Genomic DNA, 15,806 nt, shown 5'->3' on the forward strand with positions numbered 1-15,806 from the left:
GGTCGTCTCCATTTCAGGATTGCCACGACGGCCGCTCGCGCGAGACGAGCGGCATGGGACGACAGTATGGCGCGCAATGGCACGAAGCGGCGCGGCGCTCGCCTGCGTTTCACTGGGTGCAATTGCGCACTGCGATAGCCCCGGCGAAAAAACGCAAAAAGCCCCGCCGTGGGCGGGGCAAGCGGCCGGCAAAGCCGGGGCGCGGTCTCTCAACTGAGGGAAAGCCGTGTGGTCGTCCCTCTGGTAGTCCCTTTGGTAGACCGTGCGGCAGTCGCTGCGGCAAGTCCGGCAGTGCCAGGTCATCCGAAGAATCGCTCCACCGCCCAGGTGATCGCAAGGCCTCCGCCGATCAGCCAGACATAGACGATCAAGCCGGTGGTCAGGGCGCGCGGGCCGGCCTGGCGGATCTGCGAGACGCGCGTCTCGATGCCGAGCGCCGTCATCGCCATGGTGAGCGCGAAGGTGTCGAGCAGGTTGAGCGTCTGGGTGGTCGAATCGGGCAGCACGTGCAGCGAGTTCACCACGACGAGCGCGAGAAAGCCGAGTGCGAACCAGGGTACGGCGAGCTTGCGCGCGCCTTGCTGCCCCGCGCTGGCGCCGCGCGCCGAGCGGTTCAGCCACACGCCGAGCGCGAGCAGCACCGGCACGAGCAGCATCACGCGAGTCATCTTCACGATGGTGGCGATATGCGTCGCTTCGGGGCTCACGTTGCTCGCCGCGCCCACGACCTGCGCGACCTCGTGGATCGTGCCGCCGAAGAAGAGCCCGGCGCCCACCGTGTCGAGATGCAGCCAGCCGGCGCGATAGAGCAACGGGTAGAGGAACATCGAGAGCGTACCGAACAGCACCACGCTGCCCACCGCCATGGCGCTCTTGTGCGGCTTCGATTGCAGCGTGGATTCGAAGGCGAGCACGGCGGCAGCGCCGCAGATCGCGCTGCCAGCCGCGGTGAGAATGGCCGTGTCGCGGTCGAGCTTCATGAGCTTCATGCCGGCCCAGGTGCCGATCGCAAGCGTGCTCACGACGATCACCGCCGACTCCACGAGGCCCGGCAGACCCACCTGGGCGATCTCCTGGAGGCTCACGCGCAGCCCAAAGAACGCCACCGCGATGCGCAGCAGCTTGCGCGCCGAAAAATTGACGCCGGCGGCCCAGCTTTCGGGCATGCCATGGCGCAGCGCGTTGCCGTAGATCGCCCCGCCGACGATGCCGACAATCAGCGGGCTCAGGCCGAGACCGGCAATGGCGGGCAGGGCCGCGATGCGCGTGACGGCGGCGGCGAAGAGCGCGACGAACAGCACGCCATTCAGTTGGCCATAAAGCTGGCCGCGCGCGGCGGACGATGCAGAGGCCAGGGAAGTCGACGGTGTGGACATGGTTGTGGCAGCAAATCTGTCTGTCTGACGAATGTGCCAATCCTAAATTAGATATAAGGATATGAAAAATCGTCATTTGCGACGTAAAATATAGGTCAACCCGATAGTTTGATGCGATGACCCCGGAACAACTGATAACCTTCGCCGCCGTTGCAGAGCACCTGAACATCAGCCGAGCGGCGCTCGCGTTGCATTTGTCGCAGCCTGCCGTATCAGGGCAATTGCGGCTGTTGCAGGAGGAATTTGGCGAGCCGCTTTATCTGCGCGACGGGCGCGGCGTGCGTCTCACGCCCACCGGCGAGCAGCTCGCGGCCTACGCCGCGCGCCTGCGCGACACCTGGCGCGATGCGCTGGCGTTTCGCGACGCGCTGCGCGGGCTCGAGCGCGGCACGTTGCGCATCGGCGCGAGCACGACGCCCGCGAGCTACCGCCTGCCGTATCTCGTGGCGGCGTTTCATCGGCGCTATCCGGAGGTGAAGCTCGAAACGGCGAGCGGCAATACGACCGACATGGTCGCCATGCTTGGCGAGCTCGATATCGCACTGATCGAGGGGCCGGTGGGAGAGCAGTTGCCCGCCGATTGCGCCGTGCACCCGTGGCACGAGGACGAGATCGTGGCGATCGCGCCGCGTGGCCACGCGCTGGCCGCTCAGGCTGCGAGCGCGGGGGAGAAGAAGGGGCGCGGCGGACCCAAACACGCCAACGCGGGACCGCTGAGCAGCGAGCTGAGCGTCTTTGCAGGGCTGCCGCTCGTGCTGCGCGAGGACGGCTCGGGCGTGCGCCAGGTAGTGGAGCGCGCATTCGCGCGCGCCGCCGTGCCGATGCGCGTTGCGCTTGAGATCGCCGGTGTGGAGGGCGTCAAGGAAGCGGTGCGGGCCGGCATGGGCATCGGCTTCGTTTCGGCCATGTCGATGCGCCACGAGGACGACGCACTCCAGCAGGTCCGCATCCGGCCGGAGCCGCTGGTGCGGCGTTTTTCGATCATCGTACCGCACGCGGGCGCGGCTTCGCGGGTCACCCAGCGCTTTCTCGAGCTGTGTCTGCTCGACGCGCCGGACGCGGGGTCCGTCGGACTCAATGGCGGCGGGAGTGGGGGTACAAGCGGCACGCGGTTCCCGCCGTGAGTTCGCTGCGGCCTTTAGGGGATTTCCATGATGGCGCCGCACGCAGTCTCGGCGCACTATCCGCCCATCAACCGAAGCGCCCAGGCGCTTTTTTTCGGCACTGATTTGGAACCGGTTCCAAAAGTGTTGTTCCACGGATTCGGCGCAGCAGGAACAGGGCAGGCAACAGGAAGAAAACGATGGCGGAAGTAGCGATAGTGGCAAGTGCGTTTGGTGCCGGAGCGATCCGTCGCGATGGGCACGCGGCATGGTTCGGCGCGACGAAAGAGGCGGGCGCGGGCGCGTTCGAGGTGCGGCGCGAACTGATGGACGATGCCGATGCCCGGCCCGAAGCGCTGCGCGCGCTCGGCGCCGCGCTGGCCCGCGAGGGCCTGTGGCCCGTGTGGTCGACGCCCGACACGCTGTATGGCGAAGACGGCACGCTCGACGAAGCCGCGCTGCGCGACGCCATCGCCTGCGGCCGGGCGCTTGGCGCGCGCTTCGTCAAGCTGCAACTGGGCGGTTTTGCTGGCGACGCGCAGGTCGCGCGGCTCGCTGAGGTGCTCGACGCGCTCGGTGTCGCGGGCGCACAAGCCGGCGAGGCGTCACAGGCTCCGCGCGTGGTCGTCGAAAACGGCCAGCTCGTACAGGGCGGCAGCCTCGCCCAGTTCGTCGGTCTCTTTGGCGCGCTGAGCGCCGCAGGGCAGGACAAGCTGATCGGCATGACCTTCGACATCGGCAACTGGCAATGGGCCGGCGAAGCGCCGCTGACGGCTGCCGCCGCGCTGGCGCCCTACGTCGATTACATCCATTGCAAGGCCGTCGAGGGCGCGGGCGCGCGCCGCTTCGCCTGCGCGCCCGCCGCCGACGATGCGCTGTGCCGTGCCGCGCTCGCGCACCTGCCTGCGGACGTGCCGCGCGGCATCGAGTTTCCGTTCGATGCGGCGTGCGTGAACGAGGACGCTGCGCGCTACGTGGCGTGGCTCGGCGCCGCATGAAGCGAACGTGACAGTGACCGACGTGACCATTTTGTGAGCCCTTTCTAGCCGCTCGGGCGCACGCCGCAACCCCCTTGCGCAGAGGCCAACGCCCGCGCCACCCGGATACGATTTTTCAGGAATGCACCCCATGACGCACTCACTCGATGTCATCACCTACGGCGAGGCCATGGCGATGTTCGTGGCCGGCGAAACCGGCCCGCTCTCCGATGTCGCGCGCTTCACGAAGCGCGCCGCCGGCGCCGAGCTCAACGTGGCGACGGGCCTCGCGCGCCTCGGCTTCAGGGTGGGCTGGATGAGCCGCGTGGGCGCCGATTCGTTCGGCCAGTTCGTGCGCGGCGTGCTCGCACAAGAGGGCATCGATGCGCAGTGCGTGCAAACCGATGCGCGCTATCCCACGGGCTTCCAGCTCAAGTCGAAGAACGACGACGGCAGCGATCCCACCGTCGAATATTTCCGTCGCGGCTCGGCGGCGAGCCATCTGTCGGCTGACGACTTCCGGCGCGACTACGTGCTCGGCGCCCGGCACCTGCACCTGAGCGGCGTGGCGCCCGCGATCTCGGCGAGCTCGCGCGAGCTGGCTTTCACGCTCGCCCGCGAGATGCGCGCGGCGGGCCGCACGATCAGCTTCGATCCGAATCTGCGCCCGACGCTGTGGGGCTCCGAGGCCGAGATGGTTGAGACGCTCAACGAGCTTGCGCGTTTCGCCGACTGGGTGCTGCCCGGCGCACAAGAAGGCCGCATTCTCACCGGCTCCGACGATCCCGCAACGATCGCGCGCTTCTATCTGGAGCGCGGCGCGCGCGGCGTGATCGTCAAGCTCGGTGCGCAAGGCGCGTACTTTGCGACCAGCGAAGGCGAATGCGGCCACGTGAAGGCGCAGCCGGTGGCGAATGTCGTCGACACGGTGGGCGCGGGCGACGGCTTCGCAGTGGGCGTGGTGAGCGCGCTGCTCGAAGGGCACACGCTGCGCGACGCCGTGGCGCGCGGCAACCGCATCGGCGCGCTCGCCGTGCAAGTGGCCGGCGACTCCGAAGGGCTGCCCACGCGCGCGCAGCTCGACGCGCTCGAAGCACAGGTCGCACCAAAGGACACCCCACAGCACACTTCGCAGCCCCGCGCCGTCGCATAAGCGGAGCACGGAGCCTCACACGTCATTCCAACAGCTTTGCCCAGAACAGAGCAAAGCGCCATGAGACAGGAGACATCGATGACCTCAACCTCACTCCCGCCGCGCCGCTGGTGGGCAATCATGCCCATCGTGTTTATCACGTACAGCCTGGCCTATCTCGATCGCGCAAACTACGGCTTCGCCTCGGCGGCCGGCATCAATCGCGATCTGGGCATCAGCCCCGGGCTGTCGTCGCTGATCGGCGCGCTGTTCTTCCTCGGCTACTTTTTCTTCCAGTTGCCGGGCGCGGTTTATGCCGAACGCCGCAGCGTGCGCAAGCTCGTGTTCGCGAGCCTCGTGCTGTGGGGCGGCTGCGCCGCGCTCACGGGCGTCGTCACGAACATTCCCTCGCTGATGGCGATCCGCTTCGTGCTCGGCGTCGTCGAAGCCGCCGTGATGCCCGCGATGCTGATTTACATCAGCAACTGGTTCACGAAGGGCGAGCGCTCGCGCGCCAACACCTTCCTGATTCTCGGCAATCCGGTCACGGTGCTGTGGATGTCGATCGTCTCGGGCTATCTCGTGCATGCGTTCGGCTGGCGTCACATGTTCATCGCCGAGGGCGTGCCCGCCGTGGCGTGGGCCGCGTGCTGGTGGCTGCTCGTGCGCGACAAGCCGGCCCAGGTGAACTGGCTCTCGAACGACGAAAAGCGCGCGCTCGACGCCGCGCTGCGTGCCGAGCAGGCCGGCATCAAGCCGGTGAAGAACTACGCCGAAGCGTTCCGCACGCCGGCCGTGATGCTGCTCTCGGCGCAGTACTTTTGCTGGAGCATCGGCGTGTACGGCTTCGTGCTGTGGCTGCCGTCGATCGTGAAGAACGGCTCGGCGCTCGGCATGGTCGCAACGGGCTGGCTCTCGGCACTGCCGTACCTGGCTGCTACCATTGTGATGCTTGCCGCTTCGTGGGCCTCAGACAAGCTCGATAACCGTCGCGCGTTCGTCTGGCCGTTCCTGCTGATCGGCGCGCTCGCGTTCGCGGCTTCGTATGCGCTCGGCACGACCCACTTCTGGGCCTCGTATGCGCTGCTGGTCGTGGCGGGCGCCGCGATGTACGCACCGTATGGCCCGTTCTTTGCGATCGTGCCCGAGTTGCTGCCGAAGAACGTCGCGGGCGGCGCGATGGCGCTCATCAACAGCATGGGCGCACTGGGCTCGTTCGTCGGCTCCTATGTGGTCGGCTATCTGAACGGCGCGACGGGCTCGCCCTCGGCATCGTATGCGTTCATGAGCGCGGCGCTGGTGGCCTCGGTGATCCTCACGCTCGCGGTGAAGCCGCGCCGCGACGAAGTCCGAGCCTATGCCACGCCGGCGCATGGGAAGTGACCCGGGGAAGTGCCCTGGGGAAATGACCTGGAAAGTGGCGCGGCAGGCGATGCGCGCCCAGTAAACGCAATACGCGCAGGAAATGATTCACGGAACATTGCAGACGGAAATAGCGCACTCATGAAGCAGAAAATCGTTGCCTACAAGACCTTGCCCGCGGACGTGACCGAGTACCTGCGCGAGCATCTCGACGTGACGTTCGTCGACGCAAGCGACTCGCAGGCGTTCGCTGCCGCGCTCAAGGAGGCCGACGGCGCGATCGGCGCGAGCGTCAAGATCGCGCCGGCGCTGCTCGACGGCTCGCGCATCAAGGCGCTCTCGACCATCTCGGTGGGTTACGACCAGTTCGACGTGCCCGATCTCACGAAGCGTGGCATCGTGCTCGCGCACACGCCCGACGTGCTGACCGAATCCACGGCCGACACCGTGTTTTCGCTGATCCTCGCGAGTGCGCGCCGCGTGGTCGAGCTGGCCGACTGGGTCAAGGCGGGCCACTGGAAGGCGAGCATCGGCCCCGCGCAATTCGGCGTGGACGTGCAGGGCAAGACGCTCGGCATCGTCGGGCTCGGGCGCATCGGCGGCGCGGTCGCGCGGCGCGCGGCGCTCGGCTTCAACATGAAGGTGCTCTACACGAACCGCAGCGCGAACGACGTGGCCGAGCGCGACTACGGCGCGCGCCGCGTCGAGCTCGACGAACTGCTTGCCACCGCCGATTTCGTCTGTCTGCAGGTGCCGCTCACCGACGCGACGCGCCATATGCTCGGCGCCGAGCAGTTCCGGAAAATGAAGAAAGGCGCGATTCTCATCAACGCCTCGCGCGGTGCGATCGTCGACGAGAAGGCGCTGATCGCCGCGCTCGAAGCAGGCACGATCCACGGCGCGGGGCTCGACGTGTTCGAGAAGGAGCCGATCGATCCGGCGTCGCCGCTTCTGCGCATGCCGAATGTCGTGGCGCTGCCGCATATCGGCTCGGCCACGCACGAGACGCGTCACGCCATGGCGCGCTGCGCCGCCGAGAACCTCGTGGCGGCGCTGGCCGGCACGCTCGATCGCAACATCGTCAATCGCGAGGTGCTCGCGCGATGAGCACGGGCAGCGCCCGCCCGAAAACCCCGGTCGCGCTGGCCGCGCCGGGGAGCGATGGCGCGGGCAGCAAGGGCAGCGGCGGCAGCGAGGGCGCTACCGCATTCGCGCCGCCGCGCCGCGCGACCATCAGCGACGTCGCCCGCGAGGCGGGCACCGGCAAAACCAGCATCTCGCGCTATCTGAACGGCGAGCTTGCGGCGCTCTCGCCGGATCTGCGTGCGCGCATCGAAGCCGCCATCGAGCGGCTCGACTATCGGCCCAACCAGATGGCGCGCGGGCTCAAGCGCGGGCGCAACCGGCTGCTCGGCCTGCTGCTCGCCGACCTCGCGAATCCCTATTCCGTCGAAGTGCTCCAGGGTGTGGAGGCCGCGTGCCACGCGCTCGGCTACATGCCGCTGATTTGCCACGCGGCGAACGAAATCGACATGGAGCGGCGCTATCTGCAACTGCTCACGACGTATCGCGTGGAAGGCGTGATCGTCAACGCGCTCGGCGTGCCCGAGTCGATGCTCAAGCCAATCGGCAGCGGCGGCATTCCCGCCGTGCTGGTCGACCGCACCGTGGACGGTCTCGACGCCGACATGGTCGGGCTCGACAACGCGGCCGCCGCGCGCCTGGGCGTCCAGCATCTGCTCGCGCACGGCTACGACGACCTCGTGTTCGTCGTGCAGCCGTTCGAGCGTGTGAGCTCCCGGCGCGAGCGTGAAGCGGCTTTTCGTGAGTCGATCGGTGAGTCGATCGGTGGCCCGGCGGATGCGTCGGCCCGGACGCTCGCGCCTCACGCGCGGAGCGTTCGCGCGACCACGCAGGTACTCGATCTGCGCGAGGACGCGAGCGTCGAGGCAGCGCTCGCTGCACTCGATGCGCATATCGCCGATGCCGCGCGCCGCGACGCACGTTGCGCGCTGTTCGCGGCGAATGCGCCGGTCGCTCTGCGGCTTGCACTGCATCTGAAAGCGAAGTTCGGCGTGCAATGGCAGCAGCACGCGGCACTGATCGCCATCGACGATCCCGAATGGGCCGAGTTGGCCGGCATCACCACGATCCGCCAGCCCACGCACGAGATCGGCTACCGCGCGGTGGAGTTCCTGCACGAGCGCATCGAGGGCATGGCGCTGGCTGCACGCGCGGCGGAGTTTCCGGGCGAGCTGGTCGTGCGCGCCTCGACGCCCGGCTAGCACCGCCGGGCTCCGCGAGCGCCTCGATATCTGCGATGATTCGGGCTGCGGCGCACGCCTCGCGCGCCGGACGTCACAAGGAACCCCATGCACGTCGAACCAGTCACGCTGGTCTGCATTTCGCTCGCGACGCTCTTCGTTGCCGTCCTGCCCATCTCGCTCTATCGCCGGCTGCGCGGCCCGTTCGCCTTCGACTGGCGCGACACCATCGCCGGTGTGGCCATCTTCGCCCTGTTTGCGACGCTGATCGAGCGTGCGCTCAACGGCTACGTGCTGCATGGCAATCCGGTCACGGCGCAACTGCTCGCCGATCCGCTCGCGTTCGTGCTCTACGGCGCGCTAGCGGCTGGCATATGCGAAGAAGTGGGGCGCTACATCGCGATGCGCCTGATCGCTCGGCGCGCGGAGCGCCAGCCCGGTCCGTCCGGTTCGCCGCGTTTGCACGACAGGCCGGCCGACAGCACGGGGCTCGCTTACGGCATTGGCCACGGCGGCGCGCAAGCGTGGTTCGTCGGCGTGCTCGTGCAGTTGCAGTGGATTTTCTTCGCGGTGCTCTCGAACCGTGGCGCGCTCGACGAGCATCTGAGCAATCTACCGATGGATGCCGTGCTGCGCATGCATCTGATTCTCGCCACGCTTTCGCCGACAGTGGCGGGCGTGTTCGCGCTCGAGCGCGTGGCCGCGCTGGTGTTCCAGATCGGACTCTCGGTGCTGATGTGGCGCGGCGTGCGGGCAGGGCGCAAATCGATCCTGCCGATCGCGATCGTGCTGCATGCGCTGATCGAGGTGCCCGCCGCGATGTTCCAGGCGCGTCTCGTGCCGCTCCTCGCCGTGGATGCGCTCTACGCGGTCGTGGCGCTTGCGGTGGCCGTCGTGCTCTTCAGAACATGCGCGCGAACGAGGCGTGCGCCGCGCCCGGCCTGACGCGGCGCGCTTGTCCCTGTTCATTATTTAGTTGCGCGAGCAACGTCTTATCAATTCCTCTTTGCCAGCGATGGAAGATTATCTGTTTGAATGCGCGAGTCCCGATTTCGAGGAGCTTGCGCGCGTGATCGCCGATCTGTTCCCCGAGCAAACGCGCTTTAGCGAGCGGCCCGCCGAAACCGGCGCACCGCTGCTCGTCGTGCATTGGGTGGCGATGCGCATGGGTGCCGCCGCGCGCCGCATGACGCTCACGGTGGCCATCGCGCCGGCGGCGCTGGCGCGCTATCGGGCGTTGCCGGCGCGCTTGCGCGCACGCAGCTTCGCCGTACTGCGCGCGTATGTGGAAGCCACCATCGGCTCGCTCGAAGAACAGCATGCGAAGGGCGAGGAGACACCGCGCGACGTCACGCTCGATCTCGACGAGGAATTCGCCTGAAGCACGCGACAAGGCTCACGACCGGGCATGCGCCAGGCGCGCAATTCAATCGGCGAGCCGGTACACCTTCGCGTAGCGCTCGGCCTTCACCACGCCGTAGTCGCCGGGCGCATATTGCATGACCCAGTCGCCGGCCGCGCCGGTGAGGCGGTCGCCGCCAGCCGAGCGCACGATCGTGAACGGCTCGTCCATGCGTTTGGCCAGCACCACGGTCGGCAGGTTGCGATAGGCGCCGGGCGCACCGTGCGCGAGCGCGGCATCGGCCGGCCGATACTTCGGATCGAAGCGCTCGCGCGAGACGACCCAGCGCTCGCCCGTCGCACCGGTGATGATCGCGTCTCCCGGCGCGTAGCGGTTCGGGCCTTCGAGGCTCATCAACTCGCCCGGCGCAGCGGCGAATTCGACGGTGACGGTTTCGTCCTTGACCACGCGTTGCGCGGCGGGATCGGCGGCGAGGTCGAGTTGGGTCAGTTCGATCATGGTGGTGGCAGCGGACCTGTTGCGAAGAAGTGTCGCCGATGGGGCGCGGGCGGGGCCCGCTTCATGCGGCGTCGATACGGAGAATAGCCGGAAATCCAGACCGGATATACGGGCCTGTTACTGGTCTGTTATGGGTTTGTTACGGGCCGATTAAAGCGCGACGGCCGGGCAAACATGCCCGGCCGTCATGAGGTCCGCGAGCGTACCACGAACGGCGCAGCGCGCGAACCGGCCGGCTGCATGGCCCGTTCGCGCGCTGCGTGAATACGACTCGAATGCGTGCCATCTGAATGCACGCTGTCCGACTGTGCCGGCTTACTGGGCAGCCGGCGTGCTGGCTGCTTGCGCACCGCTTGCCGCTTCCGCGGCCGGCGCCTTCGCGCGCGGCTTGCCCTTGTGCTTCGCATGGCCTTCGTGCTGGCCATGGCGGAAGGTGGCGTCGGCAACCTTCTTCTGTTCCGGCGAGAAGCTGTTGTAGAGCGGCTCGAAGGCCGTGACGAGCTTCTGCATGTCGTCGGCGTGCGTCTGCGCGATCTGCGCATACTGCTTCATGTCGTCGAGCGCGTTACGCTGCGCTTCGCCTTCGACGCGCTGCTTGTAGAGGCCCGACATGGTCTCGCCGTTGTTGCGCATGACCTCGGCAAACGTCTTCCATTGCGGCTCCTGGTCGGCCGTGATCTTCAGCGCCGAGTGCAGGTAGGTGATGCGCTCCTCCACACGCTGCTGATGCTGCGCGGCGCGTGCTTCGGCATTCGACGCCGCCGCGGCAGCCGCGGGTGCGGCCGTGGCGGACGACGCGGCGGTCTGTGCAAAGGCGCCGCTCATCGAGAGCGTTGCAGCAAGGATCACGAAAGCTTTCTTCATTGTTGCTCCTTGGAACTTCAATTCTTGGAGGTTACGTAGCGAGTAGGTAGCGAATAAATGTGAAACCGGTCGGTTACCGGCGGTATTAGTACCACGTTATCTCGTAAATGCGGCCGCGATGCGACAACTGCTTACAAACGAAACGCACAGGAAACGCCCGGAAATAAGCCGCAATACGAAAACGCAATAAGAAGCCGCAATAGGAAGCAGCAATACGCGCGATGCATGGCGCGTGCGCGAGCACTTGCGTATTCCTCGCGTATTCGTCCGCCGCTCGCTGTAGTGTTGGCCGCGCGCGATAATGGCTCGACCTTGAATCATGGCATTCGACCATTCAATCATCGACACCCCAGGAGACCGCCCCACGATGAGACCGCCGCGCCTCGACCAACTCGACGACCTCGATCGCAGCCTCGTTGCGCTGCTGCAGGAGAACGCCCGCGAGAGCGTGGCGAATCTCGCGCGCCAGCTAGGCGTTGCGCGCACCACGGTGCTTGCCCGCATCGCGCGGCTCGAACGCTCCCAGGTTATCGCCGGCTACGGGGTGCGCCTCGGCCAGGACGTGCTCGACGCGAGCCTGCAGGCGTGGGTCGGGCTCATCATCGCGCCGCGCAATGGCCCCGACGTGCAAAGGCGCTTGAGCAAGATGCCCGAAGTGCAACTGCTCTGCGCCGTGAGCGGCGAGTACGACTATGTGGCATGGCTGCGCGCGGATTCGCCCGATCGCCTCAACGATCTGCTCGACCAGATCGGCGGCATGCAGGGCGTCGAGCGCACCACCACGTCGATCGTGCTCGCACGCAAGATCGACCGCGGCACGGTGATGGGTTGAAGGCGTCGTTGACATCGTTTTTGCGAGCTTTCGTCGTTATGACGAAAACCGTCGTCGAAATGACGAAATTCCATGTCAAAGCGCATCATTTTGCGTCTAGGATCTGATTTGGCACCTCCTTAGACTATGTGCATCCGGGCACAGCATGGCCCCGAACCACAGAAAACTCAGGAGATACAAAATGAAAGTCGCGATTGCAGGCGCCGGCCTGATTGGCCACACCATTGCACACATGCTGCGCGAAACCGGGGACTACGAAGTCACTGCGCTCGACCGCGATGCCCAGGCGCTCGAAAAGCTCGCGGCGCAGGGCATTCCCACCATGCGTGTCGATTCCGGCGACGCCGCTGCGCTGCGCGGTGCACTCGAGGGCTTCGACGTGCTCATCAACGCGCTGCCTTATTACCTCGCGGTGAACGTCGCGTCGGCGGCGAAGGGCGCGGGCGTTCATTACTTCGACCTGACCGAAGACGTGCGCGCAACGCACGCGATTCGTGCGCTCGCTGAAGGCTCCGATCACGTATTCATGCCGCAATGCGGTCTCGCGCCGGGCTTCATCGGCCTGGCGGCCCATGCGCTGGCGAGCCGCTTCAGCGAGATCCGCGAAGTGAAAATGCGCGTGGGCGCGCTGCCGCAGTTCCCCACCAACGCGCTCAAGTACAACCTCACCTGGAGCGTGGACGGCCTCATCAACGAGTACTGCCAGCCGTGCGAGGCGATCCACGAAGGCCGCAAGCAGTGGGTGCAGCCGCTCGAAGGCCACGAGCACTTTTCGCTCGACGGCGTGGAGTACGAGGCATTCAACACCTCGGGTGGCCTCGGCACGCTGTGCGAAACGCTGTCCGATCGCGTCGAGTCGCTCGACTACAAGTCGGTGCGCTATCCGGGGCACCGCGCGCTCATGCAGTTCCTGCTCGAAGACCTGCGCCTCTCGGGCGACCGCGACACGCTCAAGTCGATCATGCGCCGCGCGATTCCGTCTACGGAGCAGGACGTCGTGCTGATCTTCATCACCGTGACCGGCATGCGTAACGGCCAGCTCGTGCAGGAAGTGTTCACGCGCAAGATCTTCGCGAAGACGGTCTGCGGCGTGCCGATGAGCGCGATCGAGATCACCACGGCAGGCGCGATGTGCGCGGTGCTCGACCTGTTCCGCGAGAAGAAGCTCCCGCAAAAGGGCTTCGTGCGCCAGGAGCAGGTGTCGCTAGAGCAGTTCCTCGCGAACCGCTTCGGCCAGGTGTACGAGGGCGGGGCGCTCGAGGCACTTGCGCCGGCGCACGCATAAAGCAGCGGCGGTATCTGCGCGGAAAGACGAAAGCAGGGCGCCGCGGCCTGATTGAGCGTTGGATCGAACGTTGGATCGAACCTCGATCAGGCCGCGGATGCCGTCACGATGCGTTGCAGCAATGCGTCGTAGTCGGCAGGCGCGGGCGCGGTCGTGTCGAACACGATGAGGTCGTCGAGCTGCGCGCCCGCCGGCTCGAAGCGCCGCTTGCGATACGTTTTCCAGTGCGCGAGCTTGTAGGCATCGTCGGGGTGGGCGCGCGCCACGATGCGCTGGCGTGCCGTTTCTTCGTCGGTGCGTACCCAGACGGCGGCGAGTCCCACGTCCGCCGCCACGCCCAGCCACGCGCGATCGAGCAGGCGCCGCTCGCGCACCTCCCCCGAAAGCGGCCCGACCGCAATCACGCTCACGCCAAGCGCGAGATTCTCTCGCGCGGTGTCGAGCATGCCCTGATATTCGGGGTCCCGCAGATGACGCAGAAATAGCGGGCTGTCTCGGTCGTGCGGATCCTGACCGAGCGCGGCGAGCGTCGCGGCGCCGGTGCGTCCGTAGAGCGTGTCCTTGTCGAGCAGGCAAAACGGCTCGCCCGTTGCCCGCGCAAGCGGGCCGATCAGGCGTTTGGCGAGCGAGGTCTTGCCGGTGCCGGCGTGGCCGCAGAAGAAAATCAGCCGCGTCACGAACGGCGGCCCTGGACTCTGGTGGATGGTGTGGGCTGCGCGCGGCCGATGCCGAATATCCACGTGACGTACCCCATCGCCTGCATTCTCCTCGTGTGTGACGCGATTTCCGAAGCTTATACCATCGATACGGCATCGATTTACCGCCCGGCCTTGCTGCGCAATGTGTGCGGCGGCGCGCGCGGGCAGGGCGCCGCGGGCGTATATCATGGGCGCTCACGGGGAGCGGTGGCGCCAGCGGTGGGAATCGATGCGCGGCGCGCGCCACGAACACACCCAAAACCGCACCAAACCGCACCCAAAAACCGACGAGGGGATAGCGCCCATGGCATCGCGCGTGTTCGGAGTGAGCTTGGGTTCGCGGCGCGCCGCGCGGGTGGCCCCGCTAGTGCCACTTGCGGCAGCGCTCATGGCGGCGGCAGCCTTGGCGCTACCGCTGGCGCTGGGCGGCTGTGCCGAGGAACGCGCGCCGCCGATGCCGTTCAAGCCGGTGCCCGCCGAGCGCATCGGCAAGCCGGGCTATACGCAGCCGGGCGAGGGCCTCGTTGCCGTGGACGTGCGGCGCGAGCGCACGAGCAATCTCATCGTCAAGTTCCGCGACGCTCCCGTCTATATCGACGGCGAGCCCGTCACCGACCTCATGGACGGCGAGCACGTCACGTTCTACCTGTTGCCCGGCGTCCACCGCATCGGCGTGACCACGCAGTTCGATCCGGTCATCGAATTGCGTTTCCTCGTCGATCCGCGCTATACGAACCGGGCGAGCGTAACCTTCGACAAGGATCATCGCATCGGCATTCGACGGGTCGTGCAGTAGCGCTGTCCGCGAGGCGCTCGCGCCGGGTTCACGTCCCCGCGCCGGGCAGAGCGCCGTCTAGCCCAGCCCGGCGCCACTTTGCGTTTGCGCGCGGGCGGGGTACCCGGCACGCGTTGCGGCGCCCAGGCCGGCGCAACGCTTAAACTTGGAGCATCGATCAACTTCAGGACAGGCGGCGCGCCCATTTTCCCCACCGGCGCCGCCGGGACGCACAGGACACATGCTCATCAATTGCGCCGCGTACCAGAGCGGCAAAAAACTGGCCGATATCGGCATCGAGGCAATCAGCGATTATCTTCAGAAGCCCGGGTGCTTCGTCTGGGTCGCGCTCAAAGACCCCGACGCGGGCGAGATGGACTCGATGAAGGAGGAGTTCGGCCTGCACGCGCTCGCCATCGAAGACGTGATGAACGGCAACCAGCGGCCCAAGATCGAGGAGTACGGCAGCACGCTTTTCGCGGTGTTCCATACGATCGAGATCGACGACGAGGGCGAAATCGTCACCGGCCAGGTGAACGTGTTCGCGGGGCCGAATTTCGTGCTTTCGGTGCGCCACCGCGCGCAGCAGGGTTTCCGGGACGTGCGCGCACGCTGCGAGCGCGAGCCGGAGCTGCTCAAGGAAGGCGCCGGTTTCGTGCTCTACGCGCTCATGGACAGCGTGGTCGACCGTTACGCGCCGGTGCTGGAGAAGCTTTCCGGCGAGATCGAGGATCTGGAAGACCGCATCTTCGAGAAGCACTCGCTCGCCCAGTCGCGCGCCATCATCGAGGATCTCTATTCGCTCAAGCGCCGCCTCGTGATCGTGCAGCACCACGTCACGCCGCTCGTCGACGCCGTGGGCAAGCTCGTGGGCGGGCGCATCCCGCAGATCTGCACGGGCATGCAGGCGTACTATCGCGACGTCTACGACCATCTCGTGCGCCTGTCCAACGCGGTCGACGCGCGCCGCGACATGATCGTCACCGCGATCCAGGTGAATCTCGGCATGATCTCGCTCGCCGAAAACGAAGTGACCAAGCGGCTCGGCTCGTTCGCCGCGCTCTTCGCGGTGCCGACCATGATTGCGGGTATCTACGGGATGAACTTCGCGAACATCCCCGAACTGCATTTCAAGTATGGTTACCAGGTTTGCCTCGCCATGATGGCGATCATCGACATCGTGCTGTACGTCCTGTTTCGCCGCGGCGGGTGGCTCTGAGAGCGGTGCTCGGCGCCGCGCTGCTGCTCTGCTGCACCGCAGCGTGGCGCACGGCGCG

General features: G+C 66.7%; 16 protein-coding genes. 12 read left to right on the top strand and 4 right to left on the bottom strand.

What is annotated here, in order from left to right; genetic code table 11:
* Positions 1-299 precede the first annotated feature (299 nt).
* Entirely contained in the window at positions 300-1,376 is a 1,077-nt protein-coding gene (locus tag L5014_RS09875) for a YeiH family protein (RefSeq protein ID WP_238463440.1), read from the bottom strand.
* Between the two features lie 116 nt (positions 1,377-1,492).
* Between L5014_RS09875 and L5014_RS09880 the strand changes: the two genes are divergently transcribed.
* The 8 genes from L5014_RS09880 to L5014_RS09915 all read left to right on the top strand — a co-directional run bounded on the left by L5014_RS09880 (position 1,493) and on the right by L5014_RS09915 (position 9,595).
* Positions 1,493-2,500, top strand: coding sequence for a LysR family transcriptional regulator (locus L5014_RS09880; protein ID WP_238463441.1), 1,008 nt, complete (start codon positions 1,493-1,495; stop codon positions 2,498-2,500).
* 179 nt (positions 2,501-2,679) lie between these two features.
* A complete protein-coding gene (locus tag L5014_RS09885) occupies positions 2,680-3,477 on the top strand; it encodes a TIM barrel protein (RefSeq protein ID WP_238463442.1) in 798 nt (265 codons plus the stop codon).
* A gap of 130 nt (positions 3,478-3,607) precedes the next feature.
* Positions 3,608-4,609 (top strand): sugar kinase, encoded by a 1,002-nt coding sequence (locus L5014_RS09890; RefSeq protein ID WP_238463443.1) that lies wholly within the window; start codon positions 3,608-3,610, stop codon positions 4,607-4,609.
* 78 nt (positions 4,610-4,687) lie between these two features.
* A complete protein-coding gene (locus tag L5014_RS09895; protein ID WP_238463444.1) occupies positions 4,688-5,971 on the top strand; it encodes an MFS transporter in 1,284 nt (427 codons plus the stop codon).
* Positions 5,972-6,091: 120 nt separating this feature from the next.
* Complete coding sequence (locus tag L5014_RS09900) at positions 6,092-7,057, top strand: 2-hydroxyacid dehydrogenase (protein ID WP_238463445.1); 966 nt, start codon at positions 6,092-6,094, stop codon at positions 7,055-7,057.
* The gene (locus L5014_RS09905) at positions 7,054-8,235 is read left to right on the top strand and encodes a LacI family DNA-binding transcriptional regulator (protein ID WP_238463446.1); all 1,182 of its coding nucleotides are present in this window, start codon (positions 7,054-7,056) and stop codon (positions 8,233-8,235) included. The genes L5014_RS09900 and L5014_RS09905 overlap by 4 nt, the downstream gene beginning before the upstream one ends.
* Before the next feature lie 87 nt (positions 8,236-8,322).
* A complete protein-coding gene (locus L5014_RS09910; RefSeq protein ID WP_238463447.1) occupies positions 8,323-9,159 on the top strand; it encodes a YhfC family intramembrane metalloprotease in 837 nt (278 codons plus the stop codon).
* Positions 9,160-9,229: 70 nt separating this feature from the next.
* Positions 9,230-9,595 (top strand): DUF3022 domain-containing protein, encoded by a 366-nt coding sequence (locus L5014_RS09915; RefSeq protein WP_238463448.1) that lies wholly within the window; start codon positions 9,230-9,232, stop codon positions 9,593-9,595.
* A 45-nt stretch (positions 9,596-9,640) separates the two neighbouring features.
* On the opposite strand, the gene L5014_RS09920 is transcribed toward L5014_RS09915, so the two are convergent.
* Together L5014_RS09920 and L5014_RS09925 are read right to left on the bottom strand one after the other, a co-directional pair.
* Positions 9,641-10,075, bottom strand: coding sequence for a PGDYG domain-containing protein (locus L5014_RS09920; protein WP_213295632.1), 435 nt, complete (start codon positions 10,073-10,075; stop codon positions 9,641-9,643).
* Positions 10,076-10,390: 315 nt separating this feature from the next.
* Positions 10,391-10,939, bottom strand: a complete 549-nt coding sequence (locus tag L5014_RS09925) for a Spy/CpxP family protein refolding chaperone (protein ID WP_238463449.1) — start codon at positions 10,937-10,939, stop codon at positions 10,391-10,393.
* A 367-nt stretch (positions 10,940-11,306) separates the two neighbouring features.
* Between L5014_RS09925 and L5014_RS09930 the strand changes: the two genes are divergently transcribed.
* Positions 11,307-11,771 (top strand): Lrp/AsnC family transcriptional regulator, encoded by a 465-nt coding sequence (locus tag L5014_RS09930; RefSeq protein WP_035532630.1) that lies wholly within the window; start codon positions 11,307-11,309, stop codon positions 11,769-11,771.
* Between the two features lie 181 nt (positions 11,772-11,952).
* Positions 11,953-13,056, top strand: a complete 1,104-nt coding sequence (locus L5014_RS09935) for a saccharopine dehydrogenase family protein (RefSeq protein WP_238463450.1) — start codon at positions 11,953-11,955, stop codon at positions 13,054-13,056.
* Positions 13,057-13,142: 86 nt separating this feature from the next.
* Here the strand turns inward: L5014_RS09935 and L5014_RS09940 are convergent, their stop codons facing one another.
* The gene (locus tag L5014_RS09940; RefSeq protein WP_238463451.1) at positions 13,143-13,733 is read right to left on the bottom strand and encodes a P-loop nucleotide/nucleoside kinase family protein; all 591 of its coding nucleotides are present in this window, start codon (positions 13,731-13,733) and stop codon (positions 13,143-13,145) included.
* 424 nt (positions 13,734-14,157) lie between these two features.
* Between L5014_RS09940 and L5014_RS09945 the strand changes: the two genes are divergently transcribed.
* A complete protein-coding gene (locus L5014_RS09945; RefSeq protein ID WP_238463452.1) occupies positions 14,158-14,550 on the top strand; it encodes a hypothetical protein in 393 nt (130 codons plus the stop codon).
* Positions 14,551-14,770: 220 nt separating this feature from the next.
* The gene (gene corA, locus L5014_RS09950; protein WP_238463453.1) at positions 14,771-15,748 is read left to right on the top strand and encodes a magnesium/cobalt transporter CorA; all 978 of its coding nucleotides are present in this window, start codon (positions 14,771-14,773) and stop codon (positions 15,746-15,748) included.
* The last annotated feature ends 58 nt before the right edge of the window (positions 15,749-15,806 follow it).

This window comes from Paraburkholderia tagetis (assembly GCF_022213065.1).
GTDB classification, from domain to species: domain Bacteria; phylum Pseudomonadota; class Gammaproteobacteria; order Burkholderiales; family Burkholderiaceae; genus Paraburkholderia; species Paraburkholderia tagetis.

Coding starts and splice junctions, on each gene's coding strand:
- L5014_RS09875 (WP_238463440.1), bottom strand. CDS start 1,376: ATGTCCACACCGTCGACTTCCCTGGCCTCTGCATCGTCCGCCGCGCGC.
- L5014_RS09935 (WP_238463450.1), top strand. CDS start 11,953: ATGAAAGTCGCGATTGCAGGCGCCGGCCTGATTGGCCACACCATTGCA.
- L5014_RS09880 (WP_238463441.1), top strand. CDS start 1,493: ATGACCCCGGAACAACTGATAACCTTCGCCGCCGTTGCAGAGCACCTG.
- L5014_RS09905 (WP_238463446.1), top strand. CDS start 7,054: ATGAGCACGGGCAGCGCCCGCCCGAAAACCCCGGTCGCGCTGGCCGCG.
- L5014_RS09910 (WP_238463447.1), top strand. CDS start 8,323: ATGCACGTCGAACCAGTCACGCTGGTCTGCATTTCGCTCGCGACGCTC.
- L5014_RS09920 (WP_213295632.1), bottom strand. CDS start 10,075: ATGATCGAACTGACCCAACTCGACCTCGCCGCCGATCCCGCCGCGCAA.
- corA (WP_238463453.1), top strand. CDS start 14,771: ATGCTCATCAATTGCGCCGCGTACCAGAGCGGCAAAAAACTGGCCGAT.
- L5014_RS09900 (WP_238463445.1), top strand. CDS start 6,092: ATGAAGCAGAAAATCGTTGCCTACAAGACCTTGCCCGCGGACGTGACC.
- L5014_RS09895 (WP_238463444.1), top strand. CDS start 4,688: ATGACCTCAACCTCACTCCCGCCGCGCCGCTGGTGGGCAATCATGCCC.
- L5014_RS09930 (WP_035532630.1), top strand. CDS start 11,307: ATGAGACCGCCGCGCCTCGACCAACTCGACGACCTCGATCGCAGCCTC.
- L5014_RS09925 (WP_238463449.1), bottom strand. CDS start 10,939: ATGAAGAAAGCTTTCGTGATCCTTGCTGCAACGCTCTCGATGAGCGGC.
- L5014_RS09885 (WP_238463442.1), top strand. CDS start 2,680: ATGGCGGAAGTAGCGATAGTGGCAAGTGCGTTTGGTGCCGGAGCGATC.
- L5014_RS09915 (WP_238463448.1), top strand. CDS start 9,230: ATGGAAGATTATCTGTTTGAATGCGCGAGTCCCGATTTCGAGGAGCTT.
- L5014_RS09890 (WP_238463443.1), top strand. CDS start 3,608: ATGACGCACTCACTCGATGTCATCACCTACGGCGAGGCCATGGCGATG.